Origin of the sequence: Mesorhizobium sp. C399B, from assembly GCF_030323185.1 — a bacterium.
In the GTDB taxonomy this organism is placed as follows: domain Bacteria; phylum Pseudomonadota; class Alphaproteobacteria; order Rhizobiales; family Rhizobiaceae; genus Mesorhizobium.
Genome location: NZ_CP100472.1, coordinates 988940 through 1013011, shown reverse-complemented (window position 1 = coordinate 1013011; position 24072 = coordinate 988940). Strand labels below are relative to the sequence as shown.

General features: G+C 63.7%; 21 protein-coding genes and 1 other RNA gene. 21 read left to right on the top strand and 1 reads right to left on the bottom strand.

Annotated features, from left to right (window positions below; genetic code table 11):
- Positions 1–31: 31 nt before the first annotated feature.
- From rnpB to NLY36_RS04915, 3 genes are all read left to right on the top strand, one after another.
- Positions 32–429: RNase P RNA component class A (gene rnpB, locus NLY36_RS04925), an RNA gene on the top strand.
- A 180-nt stretch (positions 430–609) separates the two neighbouring features.
- On the top strand, positions 610–894 hold the full coding sequence (locus NLY36_RS04920; protein WP_023735972.1) for a type II toxin-antitoxin system ParD family antitoxin: 285 nt from the start codon (positions 610–612) through the stop codon (positions 892–894).
- 125 nt (positions 895–1019) lie between these two features.
- Positions 1020–1184 carry a type II toxin-antitoxin system RelE/ParE family toxin gene (locus tag NLY36_RS04915; RefSeq protein ID WP_245259999.1) on the top strand — a complete coding sequence of 55 codons (165 nt, stop codon included), beginning with the start codon at positions 1020–1022 and terminating at the stop codon, positions 1182–1184.
- A gap of 9 nt (positions 1185–1193) precedes the next feature.
- Here the strand turns inward: NLY36_RS04915 and NLY36_RS04910 are convergent, their stop codons facing one another.
- Complete coding sequence (locus NLY36_RS04910) at positions 1194–2309, bottom strand: cystathionine gamma-lyase (RefSeq protein ID WP_023735971.1); 1116 nt, start codon at positions 2307–2309, stop codon at positions 1194–1196.
- A gap of 402 nt (positions 2310–2711) precedes the next feature.
- On the opposite strand from NLY36_RS04910, the gene mraZ reads away from it, so the two are divergent.
- The 18 genes from mraZ to NLY36_RS04820 all read left to right on the top strand — a co-directional run bounded on the left by mraZ (position 2712) and on the right by NLY36_RS04820 (position 23967).
- The gene (gene mraZ, locus NLY36_RS04905; protein ID WP_023682144.1) at positions 2712–3185 is read left to right on the top strand and encodes a division/cell wall cluster transcriptional repressor MraZ; all 474 of its coding nucleotides are present in this window, start codon (positions 2712–2714) and stop codon (positions 3183–3185) included.
- The gene (gene rsmH, locus NLY36_RS04900) at positions 3182–4198 is read left to right on the top strand and encodes a 16S rRNA (cytosine(1402)-N(4))-methyltransferase RsmH (protein WP_023714771.1); all 1017 of its coding nucleotides are present in this window, start codon (positions 3182–3184) and stop codon (positions 4196–4198) included. Before mraZ ends, rsmH begins: the two co-directional genes overlap by 4 nt.
- 4 nt (positions 4199–4202) lie before the next feature.
- Complete coding sequence (gene ftsL / locus NLY36_RS04895) at positions 4203–4595, top strand: cell division protein FtsL (protein ID WP_023735970.1); 393 nt, start codon at positions 4203–4205, stop codon at positions 4593–4595.
- A gap of 14 nt (positions 4596–4609) precedes the next feature.
- Positions 4610–6334 carry a peptidoglycan D,D-transpeptidase FtsI family protein gene (locus tag NLY36_RS04890; RefSeq protein ID WP_023735969.1) on the top strand — a complete coding sequence of 575 codons (1725 nt, stop codon included), beginning with the start codon at positions 4610–4612 and terminating at the stop codon, positions 6332–6334.
- Positions 6335–6388: 54 nt separating this feature from the next.
- Entirely contained in the window at positions 6389–7843 is a 1455-nt protein-coding gene (locus tag NLY36_RS04885; protein ID WP_023735968.1) for a UDP-N-acetylmuramoyl-L-alanyl-D-glutamate--2,6-diaminopimelate ligase, read from the top strand.
- On the top strand, positions 7840–9273 hold the full coding sequence (locus NLY36_RS04880) for a UDP-N-acetylmuramoylalanyl-D-glutamyl-2,6-diaminopimelate--D-alanyl-D-alanine ligase (protein WP_023735967.1): 1434 nt from the start codon (positions 7840–7842) through the stop codon (positions 9271–9273). The genes NLY36_RS04885 and NLY36_RS04880 overlap by 4 nt, the downstream gene beginning before the upstream one ends.
- Positions 9274–9291: 18 nt before the next feature.
- Positions 9292–10374, top strand: a complete 1083-nt coding sequence (gene mraY / locus NLY36_RS04875; protein ID WP_023735966.1) for a phospho-N-acetylmuramoyl-pentapeptide-transferase — start codon at positions 9292–9294, stop codon at positions 10372–10374.
- A gap of 8 nt (positions 10375–10382) precedes the next feature.
- Positions 10383–11783 carry a UDP-N-acetylmuramoyl-L-alanine--D-glutamate ligase gene (murD, locus tag NLY36_RS04870; protein WP_023735965.1) on the top strand — a complete coding sequence of 467 codons (1401 nt, stop codon included), beginning with the start codon at positions 10383–10385 and terminating at the stop codon, positions 11781–11783.
- Positions 11783–12934: a putative lipid II flippase FtsW gene (gene ftsW / locus NLY36_RS04865; RefSeq protein WP_023668275.1), complete on the top strand. Its 1152-nt coding sequence runs from the start codon at positions 11783–11785 to the stop codon at positions 12932–12934. Before murD ends, ftsW begins: the two co-directional genes overlap by 1 nt.
- Position 12935: 1 nt before the next feature.
- Positions 12936–14060, top strand: coding sequence for an undecaprenyldiphospho-muramoylpentapeptide beta-N-acetylglucosaminyltransferase (gene murG / locus NLY36_RS04860; protein WP_023688031.1), 1125 nt, complete (start codon positions 12936–12938; stop codon positions 14058–14060).
- Positions 14060–15466: a UDP-N-acetylmuramate--L-alanine ligase gene (gene murC / locus NLY36_RS04855; protein WP_023668277.1), complete on the top strand. Its 1407-nt coding sequence runs from the start codon at positions 14060–14062 to the stop codon at positions 15464–15466. The genes murG and murC overlap by 1 nt, the downstream gene beginning before the upstream one ends.
- A complete protein-coding gene (gene murB / locus NLY36_RS04850) occupies positions 15463–16428 on the top strand; it encodes a UDP-N-acetylmuramate dehydrogenase (RefSeq protein WP_031203214.1) in 966 nt (321 codons plus the stop codon). The genes murC and murB overlap by 4 nt, the downstream gene beginning before the upstream one ends.
- Before the next feature lie 302 nt (positions 16429–16730).
- Positions 16731–17657, top strand: coding sequence for a D-alanine--D-alanine ligase (locus NLY36_RS04845; RefSeq protein WP_023668279.1), 927 nt, complete (start codon positions 16731–16733; stop codon positions 17655–17657).
- Entirely contained in the window at positions 17645–18586 is a 942-nt protein-coding gene (locus NLY36_RS04840; protein WP_023688033.1) for a cell division protein FtsQ/DivIB, read from the top strand. The genes NLY36_RS04845 and NLY36_RS04840 overlap by 13 nt, the downstream gene beginning before the upstream one ends.
- Positions 18583–19890, top strand: coding sequence for a cell division protein FtsA (gene ftsA / locus NLY36_RS04835; RefSeq protein WP_023697016.1), 1308 nt, complete (start codon positions 18583–18585; stop codon positions 19888–19890). The genes NLY36_RS04840 and ftsA overlap by 4 nt, the downstream gene beginning before the upstream one ends.
- Before the next feature lie 66 nt (positions 19891–19956).
- Positions 19957–21615, top strand: a complete 1659-nt coding sequence (gene ftsZ / locus NLY36_RS04830; RefSeq protein ID WP_023712437.1) for a cell division protein FtsZ — start codon at positions 19957–19959, stop codon at positions 21613–21615.
- A 271-nt stretch (positions 21616–21886) separates the two neighbouring features.
- Complete coding sequence (gene lpxC, locus NLY36_RS04825; RefSeq protein ID WP_023668283.1) at positions 21887–22834, top strand: UDP-3-O-acyl-N-acetylglucosamine deacetylase; 948 nt, start codon at positions 21887–21889, stop codon at positions 22832–22834.
- Positions 22835–23097: 263 nt separating this feature from the next.
- The gene (locus tag NLY36_RS04820) at positions 23098–23967 is read left to right on the top strand and encodes an outer membrane protein assembly factor BamD (RefSeq protein ID WP_023668284.1); all 870 of its coding nucleotides are present in this window, start codon (positions 23098–23100) and stop codon (positions 23965–23967) included.
- Positions 23968–24072 lie beyond the last annotated feature (105 nt).

Genomic DNA, 24072 nt, shown 5'->3' with positions numbered 1-24072 from the left:
TTTTGGAACGTGAACCCCTTTATACGCTCTGCCAGCTGGCCGGGCGGCCGCACCCGCAAAGCCGAAAGGCTGCGGGTGAGGAAAGTCCGGGCTCCATGGAAACACGGTGCCGGTTAATGGCCGGCGGGGGCGACCCCAGGGAAAGTGCCACAGAAAGCAAACCGCCACGATTTATCGGGGCAAGGGTGAAAGGGTGGGGTAAGAGCCCACCGCGCGACTGGCAACAGGAGCGGCACGGTAAACCCCACCGGGAGCAAGACCGAATAGGGACGGTGCGAGGGGAAACCTTCGAGGGCTGTTTCCGGCTCACCGTCCGGGTAGGTTGCGTGAGGCGCATGGCAACATGCGCCCAAGATGAATGGCCGCCACGTTCTCGCCCCGAAAGGGGCGAGGGCCATACAAAACCCGGCTTACAGGCCAGCTGGCAATTTCTCCCCCATATCGCGATTAATCCTTTGGATCAGCAGTCTGCGCCTTCGGGCGCAGCTGGCGATTCAGGTGCTTGAGCGATTGAATCAAGTACGCATGCTGGGGTCGAGACAAACGCATCCTTGAAGCTGGTACGATTTAATCGTACCATGATTGTCATGGTTTGATCAGGAGCGCATCATAGGTCACGTCGACAAACGCAGCATCACGCTTTCGCCGGAACTGGCGGCGGCGGTCGACGATGTCGTGGCCGCCGGCGAATATGCCTCGGCCAGCGAAGTCATCCGTGATGCGCTGCGGCAATGGAAAGACCGCCGCGATCTTCTCGGCTACACGGTCGAGGAATTGCGCAGGCTGATTCAGGAGGGGATCGACAGCGGACCGGCGGTGGACGGCCAGCCCTTCATGGACCGGCTGCGAGCCAAATATCAGAGGATGTCGGAAGCTGCAGGCTCGGAAGAGTGAAATATCGGCTGCTTCCTCAGGCGATATCAGATGTCGAAGGCATCGGTGACTACATTGCGGAACATAGCCCAAAGGGAGCCATGCGCCTTGTGGACGCTTTGGAGAGGCGCTAGACACTGCTCACCTTGCACCCGTTCTCAGGTGCGCCGCGCGATGATATCGCGCCCGGCATTCGTCATCTGATCGTCGGCGAATATGTCACTCTGTATCGCATGGGCGAAGACGCGATCGAGATCGTCCGCGTTTTGCACGGCAGGCGCGATATTGGCGCCGACGACTTGGTGACCTAATCCACCAGTTCAGACGCCGATCTTGTCCAGCGATGCCTCGATCGCCTGCCAGAGTTCTTCCACCGGCTCGCAGCCCACCGACAGGCGCACGAAGCCGGGCGGAACCGAATCTCCTCGCTTGGCCCGCCGCTCGGCGGAGGTGTGGACACCCCCGAACGACGTTGCCGCCTGCATCAGCGTGCAGTTGTTGATGAAATCCTCGGCCTTTTCCTGGGAGAGGAGTTCGAAGGACACGAGGAAGCCGAAGCGCTCCATCTGCGCCCGGGCGAGGTTGTGCGACGGGTCGCCCTCCAGCCCGGGGTAGCGCAAGCCGCTAACGGCGCGATGGTCTTTCAGGCGCTTCACGATCACCTCGGCAGAAGAACACATGCGGTCGAAGCGTACGTCCAGCGTCTCCAGGCCGCGATGCACCAGCCAAGCCTCGAACGGGCCGGGAATGCCGCCCGCGGTCTCGCGCCAGCCGGTGACGGCCGCGATGATATCTGGATTGCGGCTGGCGACATGGCCGAACAGCACGTCGGAATGCCCGTTGGCCGCCTTGGTGTCGGCAGCAACGATGATGTCGGCGCCGAGATCGAGCGGACGCTGGCCGAACGGCGTCATCGTGGTGTTGTCGACGACGACGATCGCGCCCGCTTGGTGCGCGGCCTCGGTGACGGCTGTGATGTCGCAAATGTCCAATCGCGGATTTGACGGGGTTTCAACGTAGACAAGGCGGTAGCCGTCGAAGCCGCCGTCGAGGAATGTAGCTGTCGGCCGCAGATCATAGGCGACGCCGAAGGGCTTGAGGAAACGTTCGGCCAGCGCGCGTGTGGCATGGTAGCCGTCCGAAGGCAAAAGCACGCGGTCGCCGGATTTCAACAGGCCGAAAAACACCGCCGAGATTGCCGCCATTCCTGAGGGGAAGCCGACGCATGGCGCGTCTTCCAGATGCGCCAGCATGTGCTCGACCGCATCCCAGGTGGCGTTGCTGTAACGGCCGTACTGACTGTAGCCGGCGCCGTCGCCCGGGTTGTGGAAAATAGCGGCCATGGTCAGCGGCAATGGGATGGGGTCGCCTTTGACAAGTCCGTCGCGACGCAGATGGGCAAGGGAGGCCGCGCGGGACCTGGCTGTTTCGGACATGGATTTCTGACCTTGTTGCTCAGCGAAAAGACTGACGACGCTATTCGCGGCAGTGATGCGCGGCAAGCCGCTTCCGCTTGGGCCAGCCCGCTCTAAACGGTTCGTTAGGCTTAATGGGAGATAAAGACGGGAGTGTTGTCAGAGCTGCTCTCACCGGTTGTGGCGCGCGCGTTTGTGAAGCCTGTTCCCGTTGACGCCCATAGTGCCCCATGATATCCCATTTCGATACCAAATTCTTCGTTCCGCGTCAGGGTAAAGCGTACGCCAATCGGGCAGCCGCGGCGGCTGTGCGTTTGCGGCGTTTTGCCGCTGGGAGCGAAGCGGATTTTCGGCAGGGGACGCGCTTCGGCGCGGACGAAAACATGGAGAGGGGTGCGGCGGCGGAAGCGGCTGCAGCGTGTCATGGACCGGTTTCTGTCAAGCGCGGTGAACAGGATCGATGCGAAGGGGCGGGTCTCCGTTCCGGCGCATTTCCGCGCGGTCGTGCAGAAGCGCGGCTATTCGGAACTCTATGCGCTGCGCGGCCTGGACGTGCCTGCGATGGATGTCGGCGGGCTCGATCTGCTCGACCGCTACGAGCAGCGCATCGCGCTGGAAGACCCTTTTTTGCAGACGGCGGACGATATGTCGTTCTTCTGCCATGGCGACGGGACGTTCCTGAAGCTCGATCAGGATGGCCGCATCACGATGAGCGATTTCATTCGCGAGCATACGGGCATCACGAGCGAAGTGGCCTTTGTCGGCCGTGGCAATTTCTTTCAAGTTTGGGAGCCTGGACGGCTGGCCGCCTATGGGGCGCAGGCGCGCGCTCGGCTTTTGCAGCTTCGGCAGGGGACGAAGGCTCACGAGGCCAAGGCTGGGGAGCGGCCGGAATGATGGCGGATCACGGCGATGATCTTAGCGCCGTTGGCGGACCGGTCCGCCACATTCCGGTCCTCCTCGCCGAAGTGCTGGAGGCGCTCTCACCCAAAGCCGGCGATGTGATCGTCGACGGCACGTTTGGCGCCGGCGGCTACACCAAGGCGATCCTGGCGAGCGGCGCCTCGGTGGTGGCGATCGATCGCGATCCCGATGCGATTGCCGCCGGGCGCGGCCTGGAACAGCAATCCGGCGGCAGGCTGAGGCTGGTGCAGGCGCCGTTCTCGACGCTGGACGAACAGGTCGAAAGCGCCGACGGCGTTGTCCTCGACATCGGCATTTCCTCCATGCAGGTCGACCAGCCCGAGCGCGGCTTTTCGTTCCGCACGGACGGGCCGCTCGACATGCGCATGGCGCAGGCGGGTTTGAGTGCTGCCGACGTCGTCAATTCGTTCAAGATAGGCGACCTTGCCCGCATCTTCGGCTTCCTCGGCGAAGAGCGGAATGCCGGGCGCATTGCCCGCATGATCGAGTCACGCCGCGAAAAACGTCCGTTCGAGCGCACGCTCGATCTCGCCGACGCCATCGAAACGCATATCGGCCGCGCGCCGAAGGACAAGATTCATCCGGCCACCCGCGTCTTCCAGGCGCTGCGCATTTTCGTCAATGACGAGCTGGGCGAATTGGCCAAAGCCCTAATGGCGTCCGAGCGGGTATTGAAGCCCGGCGGGCGGCTTGCGGTGGTGACGTTCCATTCGCTGGAAGACCGCATCGTCAAGCGCTTCATCGCCGACCGCGCCGACGTCGCCACCGGCTCACGTCATTTGCCCGAGGCGCACGCGCGCACTGCGACCTTCCGCAAGGCTGGTGGCGGCGTGACGGCAGGTGATGCCGAGGTCGCTGCCAATCCGCGGGCGCGCTCGGCTAGGCTGCGTACCGCCATCCGCACCGAGGCGCCGGCGCGCGCCGGTGATCTCACCATTTTCGGCCTTCCAAAGCTTCCCGGCATCCAGGCGCCGCGAGAGAGGTGAATACGTGTTTCGAACCAGCGACATAGTCCTGATCGCCGTCATGGTCTCGGCCGCGGCCCTGACCTACAAGGCCAAGCGCGAGGCCGAGGAACAGCTGGCTTCGGTGCAGAAGATCGAGGCGCAGATCCGCTATGAGGAGGACACGATCGACCTGCTCAAGGCCGACTGGAGCCTGCTGACCCAGCCGTCGCGCCTGCAGAAGCTGGCTGAAATCTACAAATCGCAGCTCGCACTCGAGCCGGTCAATGCGCGGCAGATCGTCGGGCTCGACGACCTGCCGGCAAAACCGCTCAACATCGAGGACCTGTCGTCGCAACGGCTTGGCGGCATGGCCGACAATTCCGGCAAAGGACCAGCCGGCAAGGATCCCGTGGTCACCGGAGCCATCGTCCAATGATCGCTGGATTTCCAATGCGCGCCAAACTTCCGTCGGTCGGCAAATTGCTGAAGCGCCGCGCACGGACCGGCGAGGACGGCTCCATCGTGGTCGAAGGCGCGCGCAAGGCGACCGGCGGCAAGGCCAAGACCCGCATCGTGATGACGATGGCGGTGTTCTTCGGCATCTATTCGACCATCGCCGGGCGGCTGGTCTATCTCGGTTTCCAGTCCCCCGACATGTCGAATGGGCCGCAAAGCCGGGTGACGGCGTCGCGTCCCGACATCATCGACCGCAACGGCGAGGTGCTGGCGACCGACATCAAGACGGCATCGCTGTTTGCCGAGCCGCGCCGCATCGTCGATGCTGACGAGGCGATCGAAAAGCTGTCGACCATTCTGCCAGATATCGACCCCGAGCAGACCTATCACAAGCTGAAGAGCGGCGCCGGCTTCGTCTGGCTGCAGCGGCAGCTGACGCCCAAGCAGCAGGCCGACATCATGCAGCTCGGCATTCCCGGCATCGGCTTTCGCACCGAAAAGCGCCGCTTCTATCCTGCCGGCGTGACCTCGTCCTACATTGTCGGCCTCACCAACATCGACAATCAGGGCATCTCCGGCATGGAGAAGTACATTGACGAGCAGGGCCTGAGCGACCTGCAGGCCTCAGGCTTGGCGATCGCCAAGGATCTGAAGCCGGTTCAGCTGTCGATCGACCTGCGCGTCCAGCATGTGGTGCGCGACGAGATTGCCGCCGGCCTCGAGCGCTATCGCGCCATGGGCGCCGGCGCCGTCGTGCTCAACATCAAGACCGGCGAAGTGGTGGCGATGGCCTCGGTGCCGGATTTCGATCCGAACAATCCCTTCAATGCGCAGGACAAGGATCGGCTGAACCGCATGTCGGCCGGCCTCTACGAGATGGGATCGACCTTCAAGAGCTTCACCTCGGCCATGGCGCTCGATTCCGGCAAAGCGAATATGAACAGCCGTTTCGACGCCTCGCACCCAATCCGGGTCGGCCATCAGGCCATCCACGATTTCCACGGCAAGAACCGCGTGCTGTCATTGCCGGAGGTGTTCCTTTACTCCTCCAATATCGGATCGGCCCGTGAGGCCGAAATGGTCGGCATCGAGGGGCACCGCGAATTCCTGCATCGCCTTGGCCTTCTGGACAGGATGCAGACCGAACTGCCTGAAGTCGCCCGCCCGACCGAACCGAAGGTCTGGAAGCAGGTCAACTCCTTCACCATCGCCTTCGGCCATGGCGTGTCGACGACGCCGCTGCAGGCGGCCGTCGGCTGCGCGGCGCTGATGCAGGGCTACCTGATCCCGCCGACTTTCCTGGTCCGCAGCGAGCAGGATGCCATGGCGGTGGCCAAGAGAGTGGTCAGCGAAAAGACTGTGGAGGGCATGCGCTACCTCTATACGCTCAATGCCGAGAAGGGCTCGGCCAGAAACGCCAGGGCCCCCGGCTACCGCGTTGGCGGCAAGACCGGAACCGCCGAGAAGGTGATCAATGGCCGCTACTCGAAGGAACTGAATTTCAACACCTTCGTCGCTGCCTTCCCGATGGATGATCCGCAATATCTGGTGTTTACGATCGCTGACGCTCCGCACCCGGAAAAGCCCGGGATGACCGACGTCGCCGCCAACAATGCGGGTGTCATGGCCGGAAACATCATCAGGCGGGCAGCCGCCATGCTTGGCGTGAAGCCAGATTTCAGCCATGAAAATGGCGCAACGCTGGTTTCCTATCAGTGATTCTTAGGGCGCGCCGGCAACTGCGCGCCATTTTGTTGAGATAAACGGGGTTCGATGCACCTGAGAGATTTAGCCGGTATCCTGCCTGTCGAGGGAACATCTTCCCGCGATGTGGAGGTAACCGGGATTTCGTCGGATTCCCGCACGGTCAAGACCGGCGTGGTCTTTTTCGCGCTCGCCGGCAGCAAGGCGGATGGTTCGGCCTATGCCGCCGATGCGGCAAAGCGCGGCGCAGCGGCGGTTGTCGTGGGCAAGGCCGGCGCCATTTCCGGTCTTTCCGTCCCGGTGCTCAGCGTCGACGACCCACGCCTGGCGCTGGCGCTGAGCGCGGCACGTTTCTTCGACAGCCAGCCGGAGACCATGGTCGCGGTTACCGGCACCGCAGGCAAGACCTCGGTCGCCGCCTTCACCAGGCAGATCTGGGAGCAGGCCGGCTTTGCCGCCGCGTCCATTGGCACCACCGGCGTGGTGGCGCCGGGCCGCAACGATTACGGTTCGTTGACCACACCCGATCCAGTGGCTTTGCACCAGTTGCTCAAGGAATTGGCGGAGGCCGGCGTCACACACGCCTCGATGGAGGCTTCCAGCCATGGTCTCGACCAGCGCCGTCTCGATGGCGTCAAGCTCGCCGCGGGCGGTTTCACCAATCTCGGCCGCGACCATATGGACTATCATCCGACGGTCGAGGACTACCATCGCGCCAAATTGCGCCTGTTCGACACGCTGCTGCCGAAAGGCGCGCCGGCGGTCATCTTTGCCGACGATCCGTGGTCGGCGCCGACCATCCAGGCTGCGCAGGCCGCGGGGCTCAATGTGCTGACTGTCGGCCGCCATGGCGATTTCCTGCGCCTGAAGCGGGTCGAGCACGAGCGCCACCGCCAGCGCGCCGAGGTCGAAGCTGACGGCGTGCTCTACGAGATCGACCTGCCGCTCGCCGGCGACTTCCAGATCGCCAATGCCCTGGTTTCGGCCGGGCTGGCCATTTCCACCGGAACGCCGGTCGCCAAAGCTTTGATGGCGTTGGAGAAACTTCAGGGGGCACCGGGACGGCTCGACCTTGTCGGCGCCACCGCCAATGGCGCGCCCGTCTATGTCGACTATGCCCACAAGCCGGATGCGCTGGAAAATGTGCTGGCCGCCGTGCGCCCGTTCACCACCGGTCGCGTCATCGTCGTGTTCGGCTGCGGCGGCGACCGCGACCGGGGCAAGCGGCCGATCATGGGCGAAATCGCCACGCGGCTGGCCGACGTCGTCATCGTCACCGACGACAATCCGCGCTCGGAAGTGCCGGAAACGATCCGTGCCGCGATCCTGGCAGCCGCGCCCCGCGCGATTGAAATCGGCGACCGCCGCAAGGCGATCCACGAAGCGGTCGCCATGCTCAAAGCGGGCGATACGCTGATCGTTGCCGGCAAGGGCCATGAAGAGGGCCAGACCATCGGCGCCGAGACTTTTCCGTTCTCCGACCACGAAGAAGTCCGGTCGGCGCTGCGGGAGCGGGCCGCATGAGCGTGCTCTGGACTTCCGAGGCGCTGGTCGACGCCATGGGCGGTCGGCCGCTCGGGCCGATGCCGGAGGGAATTTCGGGGATCTCGATCGACAGCCGCAGCCTGCAGCCGGGCGACGCCTTCTTCGCCATCAAGGGCGAGGCGATGGACGGCCATGACTTCGCGACCGCGGCGATCAAGGCCGGCGCCGGCGTTCTGGTCGTCGCCGAGGGCAAATTGCCGTCGCTTGGGCGGCTGACGGCGCCGATGATCGTCGTGCAGGATGTGCTGGCAGCACTGGAGAAACTCGGTGTTGCCGCCCGCGCCCGTTCCAGCGCAAAAATCATCGCGGTGACCGGATCGGCCGGCAAGACCACCACCAAGGAGGCGCTGCGTCATGTGCTGTCGGCCGTCGGCACGGTGCATGCTTCGGCGCAGTCCTTCAACAATCATTGGGGCGTGCCGCTGACGCTGGCGCGCATGCCCGGCGATTGCGACTATGCGGTGTTCGAGATCGGCATGAACCATCCCGGCGAGATCCGGCCGTTGGTCAAGATGGTCCGGCCACATGTGGCCATCGTCACGATGATCGCCGCCGCGCATCTCGGCTTCTTTAGAAATCTCGACGAGATCGCCAAGGCCAAGGCCGAGATTTTTGAAGGCATCGAGCCCGGCGGTGCGGCCTTGCTCAACCGCGACGATGCGCGCTGGAAGCTGCTCGACAAGATGGCGCGGGCCGCCGGCGTCGAACATGTCTTTGGCTTCGGCGAGAATGCACGGTCGACCTACAAGCTGACCAAATGCGAGCTGCATGCCGGTCATTCCGATATCACCGCCAGGATCGGCGGTCAGGATGTCGTTGCCCGGATCGGCGCGCCTGGCCGCCACATGGTGCAGAATGTGCTCGCCGTTCTTGGCGCGGCGCATCTCGTTGAAGCTGACATCGCAAAGGTGGCGGAAGCGCTGGCCGATCTCTCTGCGGAGCGTGGCCGTGGCAAGCGCCATGTGCTGCGCCATCCCAAGGGACCGATCACACTGATCGACGAGAGCTACAACGCCAATCCGGCCTCGATGGCTGCTGCCATGGCGCTGCTCAACGCGACGCCTGTCACGGGCGAGAGCCGGCGCATCGCCGTGCTCGGCGACATGCTCGAGCTCGGCGACCATTCGGCCAAGCTGCATGCAGCCCTGGCCGAATTGATCGTCGGGACCGGCACGCACACGGTCTTTCTCGGCGGCCCGGAAATGCGGGCGCTGGCAGACATCCTGCCCGACGAGATCAAAACGGAATACCGCGCCGGCGCCGAGGAATTGAAGCCGCTGTTGTTGTCGACGCTGAAGGCCGGCGACGTTGTGATGATCAAATCGTCGAAAGGCATCGGCTTTTCAAAGCTGGTCGAGGCCTTGCTCGGCAAATATCCGGCGGAAGCCGCAGGCACGAAACAGAACTAGTCCGGGGGACGGAATCGCATGTTTACATTGCTCGTCGATTTTGCGGACATGGTCTCGGTCTTCAATGTCTTCCGCTACATTACCTTCCGCACCGGCGGTGCGCTGATCACCTCGGCGTTGATCGTCTTCATCTTCGGGCCGACCATCATCAATTCGCTGAGGCTGCGGCAAGGCAAGGGCCAGCCGATCCGTGCCGATGGCCCGCAGACGCATTTCAAGAAGGCCGGCACGCCGACCATGGGCGGGCTGATGATCCTGTGCGGCATCGTCGGCTCGTCGCTTCTATGGGCGAACCTCTCCTCGATCTATGTCTGGGTGGTGCTCTTGGTGACGCTGGGCTTCGGTTCGATCGGCTTTTACGACGACTATCTCAAGGTAACCAAGCAGTCGCATCTCGGCTTTTCCGGCAAGGCGCGGCTGGCGTTGGAATTCGTCATCGCCGGCATCGCCGCCTGGGCGATCATGCATAATGGCCAGGCGCCGTTCTCATCGTCGCTGACTTTCCCCTTCGCCAAGGAATTCATCATCAATCTCGGCTGGTTCTTCGTGCCGTTCTCCTGCTTCGTCATTGTCGGCGCCGGCAATGCGGTGAATTTGACCGATGGCCTCGACGGGCTGGCGATCGTGCCGATCATGATCGCGGCGGCATCCTTTGGCGTCATCGCCTACCTCTCCGGCAACGCGGTGTTCGCCGAATACCTGCAGATCCATTTCGTGCCCGGCACCGGCGAACTGGCCGTCGTGCTCGGCGCCGTCATCGGCGCCGGCCTCGGCTTCCTCTGGTTCAACGCGCCGCCGGCGGCGATCTTCATGGGCGACACCGGTTCGCTGGCCATGGGTGGCCTGATCGGTACGGTCGCGGTCGCCACCAAGCACGAGATCGTGCTGGTCATCGTCGGCGGATTGTTTGTCGTGGAAATCCTGTCGGTCATCATTCAGGTCGGCTACTTCAAGATGACCGGCAAGCGCGTGTTCCTGATGGCGCCGATCCATCATCATTTCGAAAAGCTCGGCTGGACCGAAAGCCAGGTGGTGATCCGCTTCTGGATCATCGCCGTCATCCTGGCGCTGGTCGGCCTGTCGACCCTCAAGCTGAGATAGGAACCCGCTTGATCCCCGCCGCATCCTTTTCGGGCAAACGCGTTTCGCTCTTCGGGCTCGGTGGCTCGGGGATCGCCACGGCGCGCGCGCTGATCGAGGGCGGCGCCGACGTGCTCGCCTGGGACGACAATCCCGATAGCGTCGCCAAGGCTGCTGACCAAGGCATTGCGACCGCCGATCTGCGCGGCGCCGACTGGTCGAAATTCTCGGCCTTCGTGCTCTCACCCGGCGTACCGCTGACGCATCCCAAGCCGCACTGGACGGTGGAGTTGGCGCGTGGCTCCGGCGTCGAGGTGATCGGCGATATCGAATTGTTCTGCCGCGAGCGGATTGCGCGCGCGCCTGATGCGCCGTTCATCGCTATCACCGGCACCAACGGCAAGTCGACGACCACGGCGCTGACCGCGCATATCCTCAAATCGGCAGGGCGCGACACGCAGATGGGCGGCAATATCGGCCGGGCCATCATGACGCTCGATCCACCGCAGGCTGACCGGGACTATGTCGTCGAGTGTTCGTCCTACCAGATCGATCTCGCGCCCTCGATCAACCCGACGGCCGGCATCCTGCTCAACCTGACGCCCGACCATCTCGACCGCCACGGCACCATGCAGCATTACGCTTCGATCAAGGAGCGGCTGGTTGCCGGCAGCGAGACGGCGATCGTCGGCGTTGACGATTCCTGGTGCGCGCAGATCGCTGACCGGCTGGAGAGGGCGGGCCGGGAGGTGATCCGCATCTCCAAGCGGCTGCCGCTGACCGACGGTTATTTCGCAGACGGTTCCGATCTGATGGAAGCCGTCCATGGCCGCTACAGCCGCGTCGCCTTCCTCGAAGGCATCGGTTCGTTGCGCGGCCAGCACAATGCGCAGAACGCGCTTGCCGCTGTTGCCGCCTGCCTCAGGGTCGGCTTGAGCCTGGGCGAGATCCAGGCGGGACTGGAGAGCTTTCCAGGCCTCGCGCATCGCATGGAGCAGGTCGGACGCAAGGACCACGTGCTGTTTGTCAACGATTCCAAGGCGACCAATGCCGATGCGGCGGCACCCGCGCTGTCGAGCTTCCCGCGCATCTACTGGATCGCCGGCGGACTGCCCAAGGAAGGCGGCATCGAGCCGCTGCGCGGTTTCTTCCCACGCATCGCCAAGGCCTATCTGATCGGCGAGGCGGCGCCCGCGTTCTCGGCGACGCTCGGCGAAGCCGTGCCCTATGAAATCTCGGGCACGCTGGCCGCCGCGGTCGACCATGCCGCGAAAGACGCGGCCAAGGATGACAGCGGCGAGGCGGTGGTGCTGCTGTCGCCGGCCTGCGCCAGTTTCGACCAGTTCAAGAATTTCGAAGTTCGCGGCGAAGCCTTCAGGCAAGCTGCGAATGCTATCGAGGGCGTGAAACCCATCGGAGGGGCACGATAATGCAAAGCCGTCTCGACAAAAGCCCGGTTGCAACCTGGTGGTGGACGATCGATCGCTGGTTCCTGGCGGCGTTCCTGTCGCTGATGGGGCTTGGCATCGTCTTGTCCTTTGCGGCAAGCCCGGCGGTGGCCGAACGCATCGGCCTCGACAGTTTCCACTTTGCCACCAGGCAGATCATCTTCACCGTGCCGGCGCTCGGCGTGATGCTGGCAGTGTCCTTCCTGGAATCGCGGCAGATCCGGCGCATGGCGCTGATCATCCTGGGCATCATGCTGGTGCTGATGGTGGCCGTGCTCTATATCGGCGTCGAGGTGAAAGGCGCGCGGCGCTGGGTGTCGTTTGTCGGCATGTCGATCCAGCCGTCGGAATTCCTGAAACCCGCTTTCGTCATCGTCTGCGCCTGGCTGTTCGCCGAACACAAGCGCCAGCCCGACATTCCGGGCAATTTGTTTGCCATGCTGCTGCTGATCCTGGTCATCTCGCTTCTGGTGGCGCAGCCCGATCTCGGCCAGACCATGCTGGTGACCGGCACCTGGGGCGTCATGTTCTTCATGGCCGGCCTGCCCTGGCTATGGATCATCGCGCTTGGCGCCACCGGCGCCGGCGGCCTGTTTGCCGCTTATACGGTGTTCCCGCACGTCGCCGCCCGCATCGACAAATTCCTGACCGGCGAAGGCGACACGTTCCAGGTCGACATGGGCCGCGAGGCGCTGATCAACGGCCACTGGTTCGGCGTCGGGCCGGGCGAGGGCACGGTCAAGCGGGTCATTCCCGACGCGCATGCCGACTTCGTCTTTTCGGTCGCCGGCGAAGAGTTCGGGCTGATCATGTGCTTCTTCATCATGTCGATCTTCGCCTTCATCGTGCTGCGCGGCCTCAGCACGGCGCTGAAGGAACATGATGATTTCACCCGCTACGCCGTCGGCGGTCTCGTCACCGTGTTCGGCCTGCAGTCGGTCATCAACATGTGCGTCAACCTGCAACTGATGCCGGCCAAGGGCATGACGCTGCCTTTCATCTCCTATGGCGGCTCCTCGCAGATCGCCATTGCCATCTCGATGGGCATGGTGCTGGCGCTGACCCGCAAGCGACCGGAAAAGCGCAAGCAGATGGGCTTTGCCCTGTCGCAGCGCGCCCTGCCGGCGGAGTGATATGGCGCGGGGTGTCATCCTTCTCGCGGCGGGCGGAACAGGCGGACATTTGTTTCCGGCCGAGGCGCTGGCGCATGAGCTGATCGAGCGCGGCTGGAGCGTGCATCTGGCGACGGACGACCGCGCCGAGCGCTTTGCCGGCCATTTCCCGGCCGCCGCCATCCATCCGATCCAGTCGGCGACGATGGGCTCGAAAAACCCTGTCGCGCTGCTTGGCGCGTTCTGGAAGATCTGGCGCGGCGTGCGCCAGGCCTCCGCCGTCATCGCCAGGATCAAGCCTGATGCGGTCGTCGGCTTTGGCGGTTATCCGACCTTGCCACCGCTCTATGCCGCGACGCGGCGCAAGCTGCCGACGCTGATCCATGAGCAGAACGCGGTGATGGGCCGCGCCAACCGGGCGCTGTCCGGGCGCGTCGATGCCATTGCCGGCGGCTTCCTGCCGCAAGATGAAAGCGCCACAGGCGCCAAGACGGTGACGACCGGCAATCCGGTCAGGCCGCCAATCCTGGAGGCGGCAAAGACGCCCTATAAGGCATCCCAAGGGGCGGATCCGTTCAGGCTCCTGGTGTTCGGCGGCAGCCAGGGCGCGCAGTTCTTTTCCGATGCCATGCCGGCGGCGATCGCACTTCTGCCGGAGGCGCAGCGCAAGCGGCTGGTGATCACCCAGCAGGCCCGCGCCGACGACGTGGCGCGGGTGAAGGCTGGCTATGCGGCACTCGGCGTCCATGTCGAGGTCTCGCCCTTCTTCACCGATATGGCACAGCGCATGGGCGCGGCGCATCTGGTGATCTCGCGCTCCGGCGCCTCGACGGTTTCGGAGATCGCCGTCATCGGCCGGCCGGCGCTGCTGGTGCCTTATCCCTATGCGCTGGATCACGATCAGGCGGCGAACGCAGCCGCCCTTGCCGCGGCGGGCGGCGGCGAGGTGCATCCGCAATCGTCACTGTCGCCGGAGCGCATCGCGGCTCTCATTGGCGGGCTGATGGACACTCCCGAGCGGCTGACGGCCATGGCTGCCGGAGCGAAGTCGGCTGGCCGGCCGAACGCGGCACGGTTGCTCGCTGATCTCACAGAGGCTATTGCGTCCAGAAAAACCGTTTCGGATTTCAGGAAAGGGACGCATTGATGAAGATGCCGCAGACCATCGGCCTTGTGCATTTCATCGGCATTGGCGGGATCGGCATGAGCGGCATCGCCGAGGTTCTGCACAATCTCGGCTACAAGGTGCAGGGTTCGGACCAGGCCGACAGCGCCAATGTCCAGCGGCTGCGCGACAAGGGCATCGAATGCTTTGTCGGCCACAAGGCCGAGAATATCGGCGCGGCCGAAGTGGTGGTCGTCTCCACCGCGATCAAGAAATCCAATCCCGAGCTGAAGGCCGCGCGGGAGAAGTTGCTCCCAATTGTCCGCCGGGCCGAGATGCTGGCCGAACTGATGCGCTTCCGCCAGGCGGTCGCGATCGGTGGCACGCATGGCAAGACCACAACCACGTCGATGGTGGCGACGCTGCTCGATGCCGGCGGGCTCGACCCGACGGTGATCAATGGCGGCATCATCAATGCCTATGGCACCAATGCCCGTATGGGCGATGGCGAGTGGATGGTGGTCGAAGCCGACGAAAGCGACGGCACCTTCCTCAAGCTGCCGGCCGAGATCGCCGTCGTCACCAACATCGATCCCGAGCATCTGGACCATTATGGCAGTTTCGACAAGGTGCGCGAGGCCTTCCGGCAATTCGTCGAGAACGTGCCGTTCTACGGTTTTGGCGTGATGTGCACCGACCATCCGGAAGTACAGGCGCTGGTCAGCCGCATCGAGGACCGCCGCGTCATCACCTATGGCGAGAACGCGCAGGCCGATGTGCGTTTCACCAACCACCGCATGGCCGGTGCCGTCTCGGCATTCGACGTGGTGATCCGCGACCGCAAGACCGGCGGCCAGACGACGATATCGGATCTGCGGCTGCCGATGCCCGGCCGCCACAACGTCTCCAACGCCACCGCCGCAATTGCGGTCGCGCATGAACTCGGCCTGTCGGCCGAAGCGATCAAGAAGGGGCTGTCGTCCTTTGCCGGCGTCAAGCGGCGCTTCACCCACACCGGCTCGTGGAACGGCGTCGACATCTTCGACGATTACGGCCACCACCCGGTCGAGATCACGGCGGTGTTGAAAGCGGCGCGCAGCGCCACCAAGGGCCGCGTCATCGCCATTGCGCAGCCGCACCGCTTCACCCGGCTGCACGATCTGTTCGACGAGTTTTCGGTCTGTTTCAACGATGCCGACACGGTGATGGTGGCGCCGGTCTATGCGGCGGGCGAGGAGCCGATCGACGGCGTGACCTCGGAGGCGCTGGTGTCGCGCATCCGCTCCGGGGGCCATCGCGATGCGCGCTACGTCGAAACCCCTGCCGCGATTTCGCCCGTCATCCGCGCGTTGGCGAAACCGGGCGACTTCGTCATCTTCCTGGGCGCCGGCAACATCACCCAATGGGCCTATGCGCTGCCTGGGGAACTCGGCGGTACCGTCTCATGATGCGCGGCCAGGACCTGCTCGACAAACTTGGCGACCGGCTTGCCGGCCTGCGCGGCCGCATCACGCCCAATGCCGAGATGGACAAGATCACCTGGTTCCGCGCCGGCGGTCTGGCGGACGCCCTGTTCCAGCCGGCCGACGAGGAGGATCTGGCTGCCTTCCTGCGCGCCGTGCCGGAGGACATCCCGCTCACCATCGTCGGTGTCGGCTCCAACCTCCTGGTGCGCGACGGCGGCATTCCAGGTTTCGTCATCCGGCTTTCGGCCAAGGGCTTTGGCGAGGCCGAGGTGGTTTCGCCGACCGTCATCAAGGCCGGTGCTGCGACGCCCGACAAGCGCGTCGCGGCCGTCGCTTATGAGGCCGGCATTGGCGGCTTTCATTTCTATCACGGCATTCCCGGCGCCATCGGCGGGGCGCTGAGGATGAATGCCGGCGCCAATGGCGTCGAGACGCGGGAACGTGTCGTCGAGGTGCGGGCGCTCGACCGCAAGGGCAATCTCCACACACTCAGCAATGAAGACATGGGCTATGCCTATCGTCACTCGGCCGCACCTGCCGGGCTGATCTTCACCTCCGCCGTTTTCGAAGGTGTTCTGGAAGACCCAGAGGCGATCAAGGCGGCCATGGACGCCGTCCAGACGCATCGCGAGACGGTGCAGCCGATCCGCGAGAAGACCGGCGGCTCAACCTTCAAGAATCCGGAAGGCACCTCGGCCTGGAAGGAAATCGACAAGGCGGGCTGCCGCGGTTTGATGATCGGCGGCGCGCAGATGTCGCCGATGCACTGCAACTTCATGATCAACACCGGAACAGCGACCGGTTACGATCTCGAATATCTCGGCGAGACGGTGCGCGCTCGCGTGCTTGAAAAATCGGGCATCCGCCTGCAGTGGGAAATCAAGCGCCTCGGCAATTTCCGCCCCGGCCATGCCGTGCAGGAATTCCTCGGACAGCTTCTTTAGCGCAAGCTGAAGTTCATGTGATGCTTGAACTTCAAAGGTCTGAAACAACAGCGCCACCGTTGCTCCAAAGACTCACAACACGCTTTTTCCGGCCGTTTTCGCGGAAAGTGAATCTGTCGGAATCATAAGCACTTGCCAGCGAATCAACTCTCTGATTCTCTGCCTTAAAGCGTTTCCTGATTTGAGTCGTTCGACGCGTCGACCGCGTTTTCCGTCTGGGGGGGCAACCTGCCGGGAGACTCGGACTCAATCTGGTCGCTGAATGCGTGGTTGCGGGCCCGCCGTGAGAGGGATGACGGGATATGAAGAACAAGCATGTGGCTGTCCTCCTGGGCGGATTCTCGTCCGAGCGGCCCGTGTCTCTGTCTTCGGGAAAGGCGTGTGCGGATGCGCTTGAGAATGAAGGCTACCAGGTTACCCGCGTCGATGTTGCGCGCGATGTCGGCGCCGTGCTCACCGAACTCAAGCCCGATGTCGTCTTCAACGCACTGCACGGCCCGTTCGGTGAAGACGGCACCATCCAGGGCATCCTCGAATATCTGGCCATTCCCTACACCCATTCGGGCGTGCTCGCCTCGGCGCTCGCCATGAACAAGGAGCAAGCCAAGAAGGTCGCCAAGGCTGCCGGCATCGCGGTGGCGGAATCGAAGGTTGCCAGCCGCTTTGCCATCCAGAACAAGCATCCGATGAAGCCGCCCTACGTGGTCAAGCCGGTCAATGAAGGCTCAAGCTTCGGCGTCGTCATCGTGCATGAAGGGCAGTCGCATCCGCCGCAGGTCATCGGCTCGTCCGAATGGAAATATGGCGAGACCGTCATGGTCGAGCGCTACATCCATGGGCGCGAGCTGACCTGCGCCGTCATGGGCGACGTGGCGCTCGGCGTCTGCGAGATCATTCCGACCGGCCATTCCTTCTACGACTATGATTCAAAATACGTCGCCGGCGGATCAAAACACGAAATCCCTGCTAAAATTTCATCAAATATTTACCAAAAAATACAGACACTGGCGCTCAAGGCACATCTGGCTATCGGCTGCCGGGGCGTTTCCCGATCGGACTTCCGCTATGACGACCGTCACTCCGAAAACGGCGAGATTGTCTGGCTCGAGATCAACACTCAGCCGGGCATGACGCCGACGTCTTTGGTGCCTGAAATCGCCGCCCAGGCCGGGCACTCGTTTGGCGAATTGTTGAGTTGGATGGTGGAGGACGCTTCGTGTCTGCGTTGAAATGGGGGCAGGACAAGGGCAGGGGCGGCGCCGGGCCGGCGCTGTTCGGCATGCCGTTGTCGTTCGACCATTTCGTGCTGCCGCGCGTGCTGCGCCGGCCGGTGCGCGTGCTGGCGCGCCTGGGCGGCGGCGACTTCGTCGCGCCGCGCTTTTCCGCGGCCATCCTGTCGGCTTCGCTCATTGCATCAAGCAGCCTCTATGGCGCCATTCTCGGCGGTCATGCCGACGACATCGTCCAGAGCATCACCGCCCGGACCGGCTTTGCCGTCGACCAGATCAAGGTGGTCGGCAACCGCCAGACTTCGGAGATCGACATACTGGACCGGCTCGAGCTCGACGGCTGGACGTCACTGATCGGCTTCGATGCCGAGGCCGCGCGTGAACGTATTGATACCTTGCCCTGGGTCGAAGTGGCGGCGGTGCGCAAGGTCTATCCACATACGCTGGAAGTGCGTGTCGAGGAGCGCGAGCCCTTCGCGCTCTGGCAGCAGGGCGCGGAGCTTTCGGTCATCGAACGCTCCGGCGCGGTGATCGCGCCGTTCTCCGGCGGCAAGCAGGCGCTGCTGCCGCTGATCATCGGCACCGGCGCGCCGGCCAAGGCCCCCGACTTCGTGGCCAAGATCAACAAATTTCCCGAGCTCGCGGCTCGGGTCAAAGGCTATATCCGCATCGGCGAACGGCGCTGGGACCTTAAGCTGGAAAACGGCATCACGATCAAGCTGCCCGAGGATGGCGAGGACCAGGCGATCGCCGATCTGGTTCGGATGGACCACGACAACGGGCTTCTGACGCGGGACATCGCCGCCGTCGACATGCGCATCTCCGATCGCCTGGTGGTGCAGCTGACGCCGGAAGCGGCGACGCAGCGCCAGGCCGCGCTCAATGAAAAGCCGCAAAATCTGAAGCGCAAGTCGGGGACGAAGATATGAGCTGGCTTGGCGGCAACAGCGATGCCTCTTCGCGGCGTTCCGGCACGCTCACCGTGCTGGATGTCGGCTCAAGCAAGGTTTGCTGCGTGGTGGCGAAACTGAAGCCGCGCGAGGACGGCAAGCTGTTGCGCGGCCGCTCGCACCGCATCCAGGTGATCGGCATCGGCCACCAGAAATCGCACGGCGTGAAGTCGGGCGTGGTCGTCGATCTCGACCGCGCGGAGCACGCCATTCGCCTGTCCGTCGACGCAGCCGAACGCATGGCGGGACTGACCGTGGATTCGCTGATCGTCAACATGACGGCCGGCCGGCTGAAGAGCGAAACCTATTCGGCCACCATCAATCTCGGTGGCCATCAGGCCGACGAAGCCGACATCAAGCGCGTGCTTGCCGCCGGCGCCAAGCAGGCGCTCAAGGCCGAACGCGACGTGATCCATTCGCTGCCCGTCGGCTTTTCGCTGGACGCCGAGCGCGGCGTGCGCGATCCGCGCGGCATGGTCGGCGACCAGCTCGGCGTCGATATGCATGTGCTGACGGGCGATGCCGCGCCGCTGCGCAATCTGGAGCTCTGCATCAACCGCTCGCATCTTTCGGTCGAGCGCATGGTGGCGACGCCCTATGCCAGCGGGCTTGCGGCCCTGGTCGACGACGAACTGGAAATGGGTGCGGCCTGCATCGACATGGGCGGCGGCACGACGACCATCTCGGTGTTTTCGGAAGGCAAATTCGTCCACGCCGATGCCATTGCCATCGGCGGCAATCATGTGACGCTCGATATGGCCAAGGGCCTGTCGACCTCGCTCGACGCCGCGGAGCGGCTGAAGGTGATGCATGGTTCGGCGCTGCCTGGCAGTGCCGACGATCGCGACCTGGTCTCGATCCAGCCGATCGGCGAAGACGGCGAGATGCCGCTGCAGATCCCGCGCTCGGTGATGACGCGCGTCATCCGCGCCCGCATCGACGAGACGCTGGAACTGTTGCGCGACCGGCTGAACAAGTCGGGCTACGGCAATGCCGTGGGAAAACGCGTCGTGCTGACCGGCGGCGCCAGCCAGCTTGCGGGTCTCCCCGAGGCGGCGCGCCGCATTCTGGGACGCAATGTGCGCATCGGACGCCCGCTCGGCGTGGCGGGCCTGCCGGAAGCTGCCAAGGGGCCGGCTTTCTCGACGGCGGTCGGGCTGCTGATCTATCCGCAGATGGCGAGCTTCGAGAGCCATCCGGCGAAAGGAATTTCCGGTCTCAGGATGACCGGGACGGGCGGAAAACTGCATCGCATGAGTCAGTGGTTGAGAGACAGTTTCTAATTGACGGGGACAGCCCCATAGGCGGCCGCGGCGGCGAAGCGGCGGGAAAGGCAAAGGACGGAGACAATGACGATCAATCTGCAAAAGCCGGACATCACCGAGCTCAAGCCGCGGATCACCGTATTCGGTGTCGGCGGCGGCGGCGGCAATGCCGTCAACAACATGATCACCGCGGGCTTGCGCGGTGTCGAGTTCGTCGTGGCCAACACCGATGCACAGGCGCTGACCATGTCGAAGGCCGAGCGGCTGATCCAGCTCGGCGCGCATGTCACCGAGGGGCTCGGCGCCGGCTCGCAGCCTGAAGTGGGCCGTGCGGCGGCGGAAGAGTGCATCGATGAGATCATCGATCATCTCTCCAACACCCATATGTGCTTCGTCACCGCCGGTATGGGTGGCGGCACCGGAACCGGTGCGGCTCCCGTGGTTGCCCGCGCGGCGCGCGAACGGGGTATCCTCACCGTCGGCGTCGTCACCAAGCCGTTCCATTTCGAAGGCCAGCGCCGCATGAAGACGGCGGATCTCGGCATCGAGGAGCTGCAGAAATGTGTCGATACCCTGATCGTCATCCCCAACCAGAACCTGTTCCGGCTGGCCAATGACAAGACCACCTTTGCCGACGCCTTCGCCATGGCCGACCAGGTGCTCTACTCCGGTGTTGCCTGCATCACCGACCTGATGGTCAAGGAAGGTCTGATCAATCTCGACTTCGCCGACGTGCGTTCGGTGATGCGCGAAATGGGCAAGGCGATGATGGGCACCGGCGAAGCTTCGGGCGAGGGCCGCGCGATGGCCGCCGCCGAGGCGGCGATCGCCAATCCGTTGCTCGATGAGACCTCGATGAGGGGCGCCAAGGGCCTGCTGATCTCGATCACCGGCGGCCGCGACCTAACCCTGTTCGAAGTCGACGAGGCCGCGACCCGCATCCGCGAGGAAGTCGATCAGGACGCCAACATCATCCTCGGCGCCACCTTCGACGAGGAACTCGAAGGCGTCATCCGCGTCTCGGTGGTCGCCACCGGCATCGACAAATCGGCAGCTGAAATTGCCGCGGCGCCGATCTCGATCCGGGCCGTGCCGCCGCAGCAGAAGCCGGTCAGCCGCCCAGCGGCTCCGGGGGCGGAAGGCCGTCCGGCACCGGTCCAGCAGCAGACCTATGAGCAGCGCGCGGCCGATCCGGTGGCCGAGGCGATCCAACTTGCCGAGGCCAATGCGGCGGCAATGGCTCGTCCGACGCCGATGGCCCAGGCGGAAGATTTCCGCCCGCAGAGCAAGATCTTCCAGGCCCCGCCTGCCCAGCCGCAGCCTGTCGTGCAGCAGGTGATGCAACCGGCGCCGATGCGGGAAATGCCGCAGCCGGTGGCTGCCGCACCGCAGCGCATGCCGCGGGTGGAGGATTTTCCGCCTGTGGTGCGGGCCGAGGTGGAAGCCAAGGGCCGTCCGGCCGACCATGAAAACAGCGGGCCGATGGGGCTGCTCAAGCGGCTGACCAACGGGCTGACGCGCCGCGAAGAAGAGCCGGCCCGGTTGCAGCCGGCACAGCCGCGCGAACCGAAACTGCGCCAGGCGGCGCCGGAAATGCGCCGCCTTGCCAGCCAGGATCCGCAGCTTTACGCGCCGCGCCGCGGTCAGCTCGACGATCAGGGCCGGTTGACGCCGCAGACCAGGTCGACCCAGGAAGACGACCAGCTGGAGATACCGGCTTTCCTGCGCCGCCAGGCCAACTGAGCCGTTAACGGTATGTAACACTTGTTAACAGGCAGACGAGAGATTGTCTGCCTGTTAACGTTTAAAGTGGTTTAATAACAAGGCGTTACGATGTGACGCTCAAGGTCTGTCGCGGTTACACAGAGTAAGAAACCGTGATTTGGAGTCTCCCTGACAGACCATTATCTTTGCCGCAGCACTTTCGGTGTGCTGGGATTCGGGGAAGTGGCCCTGCCTGCCGACAAAAAAGAGCCGCGCCTTTTGGGTTAAAGCGGACTTAGGCGTTTGGGCTATGGGGTTTGTCTTGCAAGACTATCAGACGACACTGAAATCGCGTGCAACGCTGACCGGTACCGGCGTTCACAGCGGCAAACCGGTCACCGTCAATTTCCTCCCTGCGGACGCCGACACCGGCGTGCTCTTCCACCTTTCGAACGGAAGCGAGAGCCGCGAGTTCCGCGCGCTGGTTGCTGAAGTCGGCGCGACCGATCTCTGCACCATGCTCGGCGATCCGGCAGGCGAGCATATCGCCACCGTCGAACATCTGATGGCGACGCTTTTCGGGCTCGGCATCGACAACATCGTCATCGAGATCGACGGTCATGAGGTTCCGATCCTCGATGGCAGTGCGGTGGCGTTCGTGGAAGCCATCGACCAAGCCGGCATCGAGACGCTGGCGGTCAAGCGCCGCTACATCAGGGTGGTCAAGCCCGTCCGCATCGAGAATGGCGCGTCCTGGGCCGAGTTCAGGCCCTATAGCGGCACGCGCTTCGAGGTCGAGATCGATTTCGAAAGCCCGGCGATCGGCCGCCAGCTATTCGCCTCCGACATCAACCCCGACATCTTTCGCCAGGATATCGCGCGCGCCCGCACCTTCGGCTTCATGAAGGATGTCGAGCGGCTGTGGGCGGCCGGCTATGCGCTGGGCTCCTCGCTGGAGAACTCGCTGGTGATCGGCGACGACAACCGGGTGATCAACATGGGCGGCCTGCGCTACCCCAATGAGTTCGCTCGCCACAAGACGATGGACGCGATGGGCGATCTGGCGCTGGCCGGCGCCCGTTTCATCGGTTGCTTCCGCTCCTATCGCGGCGGTCACCGGATGAATGCGGCTGCTTTGCGGCGGCTTCTGTCCGACCGTTCGGCCTTCGAGGTCGTCGAGACCACGCGCCGCGAGCGCGGCCGCACCGCCGAGATGAGCGCCGTCACCGGCCCTGTCTTTGCGCCCTGGGTGATCTGATTCTTAACGATTTTCTGGCTCTCTGAACGCTGGCCGGTGTTGCACGAAAGCATCACCGGCCAGTGAAAGTGCGTAGCATTCGGGGCAACACCAAGCCGCCACAAAAATGTGCGATTGGCTAGACATAGCGTTGCTGGGCAAGGCAGTTATGGTTTATGGCTGCTGCCGTCTGTTAGGCGCATGTCGCTCAAAAGTGGGGATCAGTTTTGAGGGAACGCCATGCGAAAGGCATTGAACTAACGCCGAAAGGGCGCAATCCAATCATGTTCTTCAAGCGAGTTGGTCAATCGAAAGCGCCGTATCGGGCTGTTTTCCTGGCGCTTTCGGTGGTTGTGCCATCGCTCTTCCTCTCGGCCTGCATGTCGTCCGAGAAAGACGTCGACCTGTCGACCTATGTCGACCAGACCGAACCGGCCGACGTCCTTTACAATCAAGGCCTTGCCAATCTCAATGCCGGCCGCCTGGATGAGGCGAGCAAGAAGTTCGACGCCGTCGACCGCCAGCACCCCTATTCGGAATTCGCCCGCAAATCGATGGTGATGGGCGCCTTCGCCGACTATCGCGCCGGCCGTTATGACGAAGCGATCGGCTCGGCCAAGCGCTATCTCACGCTCTATCCGTCGACCGACGACGCGGCTTACGCCCAGTATATTATCGGGCTGAGCTACTACAAGCAGATCAAGGACGTCACCCAGGATCAGAAGGAAGCACGCCAGACCGTGCAGACGATGCAGGATCTGGTGACGCGCTGGCCGACGTCGGAATATGTCGACGACGCCAAGGAAAAGATCCGTTTCGCCAACGACCAGCTGGCCGGCAAAGAGATGCAGATCGGCCGCTATTATCTCGAGCGGCGCGAATACATTGCTGCCGTCAAGCGCTTCCGCAACGTTGTCGAGAACTATTCCAACACCCGCCATGTCGAAGAGGCGCTGGCGCGTCTGGCCGAAAGCTATTACGCCATGGGCTTGACCTCGGAAGCGCAAACCGCCGCTGCTGTGCTCGGCACCAATTATCCCGACAGCCAATGGTACAAGGATACCTACAAGCTGTTGCAGAGCAACGGGCTTGAGCCGCGCGAGAATGCCGGATCGTGGATATCCAAGGCCGGCAAGCTGATCACCGGCGCCTGACGCCCGAGCATCGACTGAGGCGGAACGCGCTTTTCGGATTGATCCGACGCTCAAACAAAAAGATAGTGCGGCGCTGCGACTCCATCGGTCGCATGCCGCTTCACA

Bases quoted from the DNA above. Each gene is read 5' to 3' on its own strand.
- mraZ (WP_023682144.1), top strand. From the start codon at position 2,712: ATGGACCGGTTTCTGTCAAGCGCGGTGAACAGGATCGATGCGAAGGGG.
- ftsA (WP_023697016.1), top strand. From the start codon at position 18,583: ATGAGCTGGCTTGGCGGCAACAGCGATGCCTCTTCGCGGCGTTCCGGC.
- NLY36_RS04880 (WP_023735967.1), top strand. From the start codon at position 7,840: ATGAGCGTGCTCTGGACTTCCGAGGCGCTGGTCGACGCCATGGGCGGT.
- murG (WP_023688031.1), top strand. From the start codon at position 12,936: ATGGCGCGGGGTGTCATCCTTCTCGCGGCGGGCGGAACAGGCGGACAT.
- NLY36_RS04910 (WP_023735971.1), bottom strand. From the start codon at position 2,309: ATGTCCGAAACAGCCAGGTCCCGCGCGGCCTCCCTTGCCCATCTGCGT.
- murB (WP_031203214.1), top strand. From the start codon at position 15,463: ATGATGCGCGGCCAGGACCTGCTCGACAAACTTGGCGACCGGCTTGCC.
- NLY36_RS04890 (WP_023735969.1), top strand. From the start codon at position 4,610: ATGCGCGCCAAACTTCCGTCGGTCGGCAAATTGCTGAAGCGCCGCGCA.
- NLY36_RS04845 (WP_023668279.1), top strand. From the start codon at position 16,731: ATGAAGAACAAGCATGTGGCTGTCCTCCTGGGCGGATTCTCGTCCGAG.
- murC (WP_023668277.1), top strand. From the start codon at position 14,060: ATGAAGATGCCGCAGACCATCGGCCTTGTGCATTTCATCGGCATTGGC.
- NLY36_RS04820 (WP_023668284.1), top strand. From the start codon at position 23,098: ATGTTCTTCAAGCGAGTTGGTCAATCGAAAGCGCCGTATCGGGCTGTT.
- rsmH (WP_023714771.1), top strand. From the start codon at position 3,182: ATGATGGCGGATCACGGCGATGATCTTAGCGCCGTTGGCGGACCGGTC.
- lpxC (WP_023668283.1), top strand. From the start codon at position 21,887: ATGGGGTTTGTCTTGCAAGACTATCAGACGACACTGAAATCGCGTGCA.
- ftsW (WP_023668275.1), top strand. From the start codon at position 11,783: ATGCAAAGCCGTCTCGACAAAAGCCCGGTTGCAACCTGGTGGTGGACG.
- ftsZ (WP_023712437.1), top strand. From the start codon at position 19,957: ATGACGATCAATCTGCAAAAGCCGGACATCACCGAGCTCAAGCCGCGG.
- mraY (WP_023735966.1), top strand. From the start codon at position 9,292: ATGTTTACATTGCTCGTCGATTTTGCGGACATGGTCTCGGTCTTCAAT.
- NLY36_RS04885 (WP_023735968.1), top strand. From the start codon at position 6,389: ATGCACCTGAGAGATTTAGCCGGTATCCTGCCTGTCGAGGGAACATCT.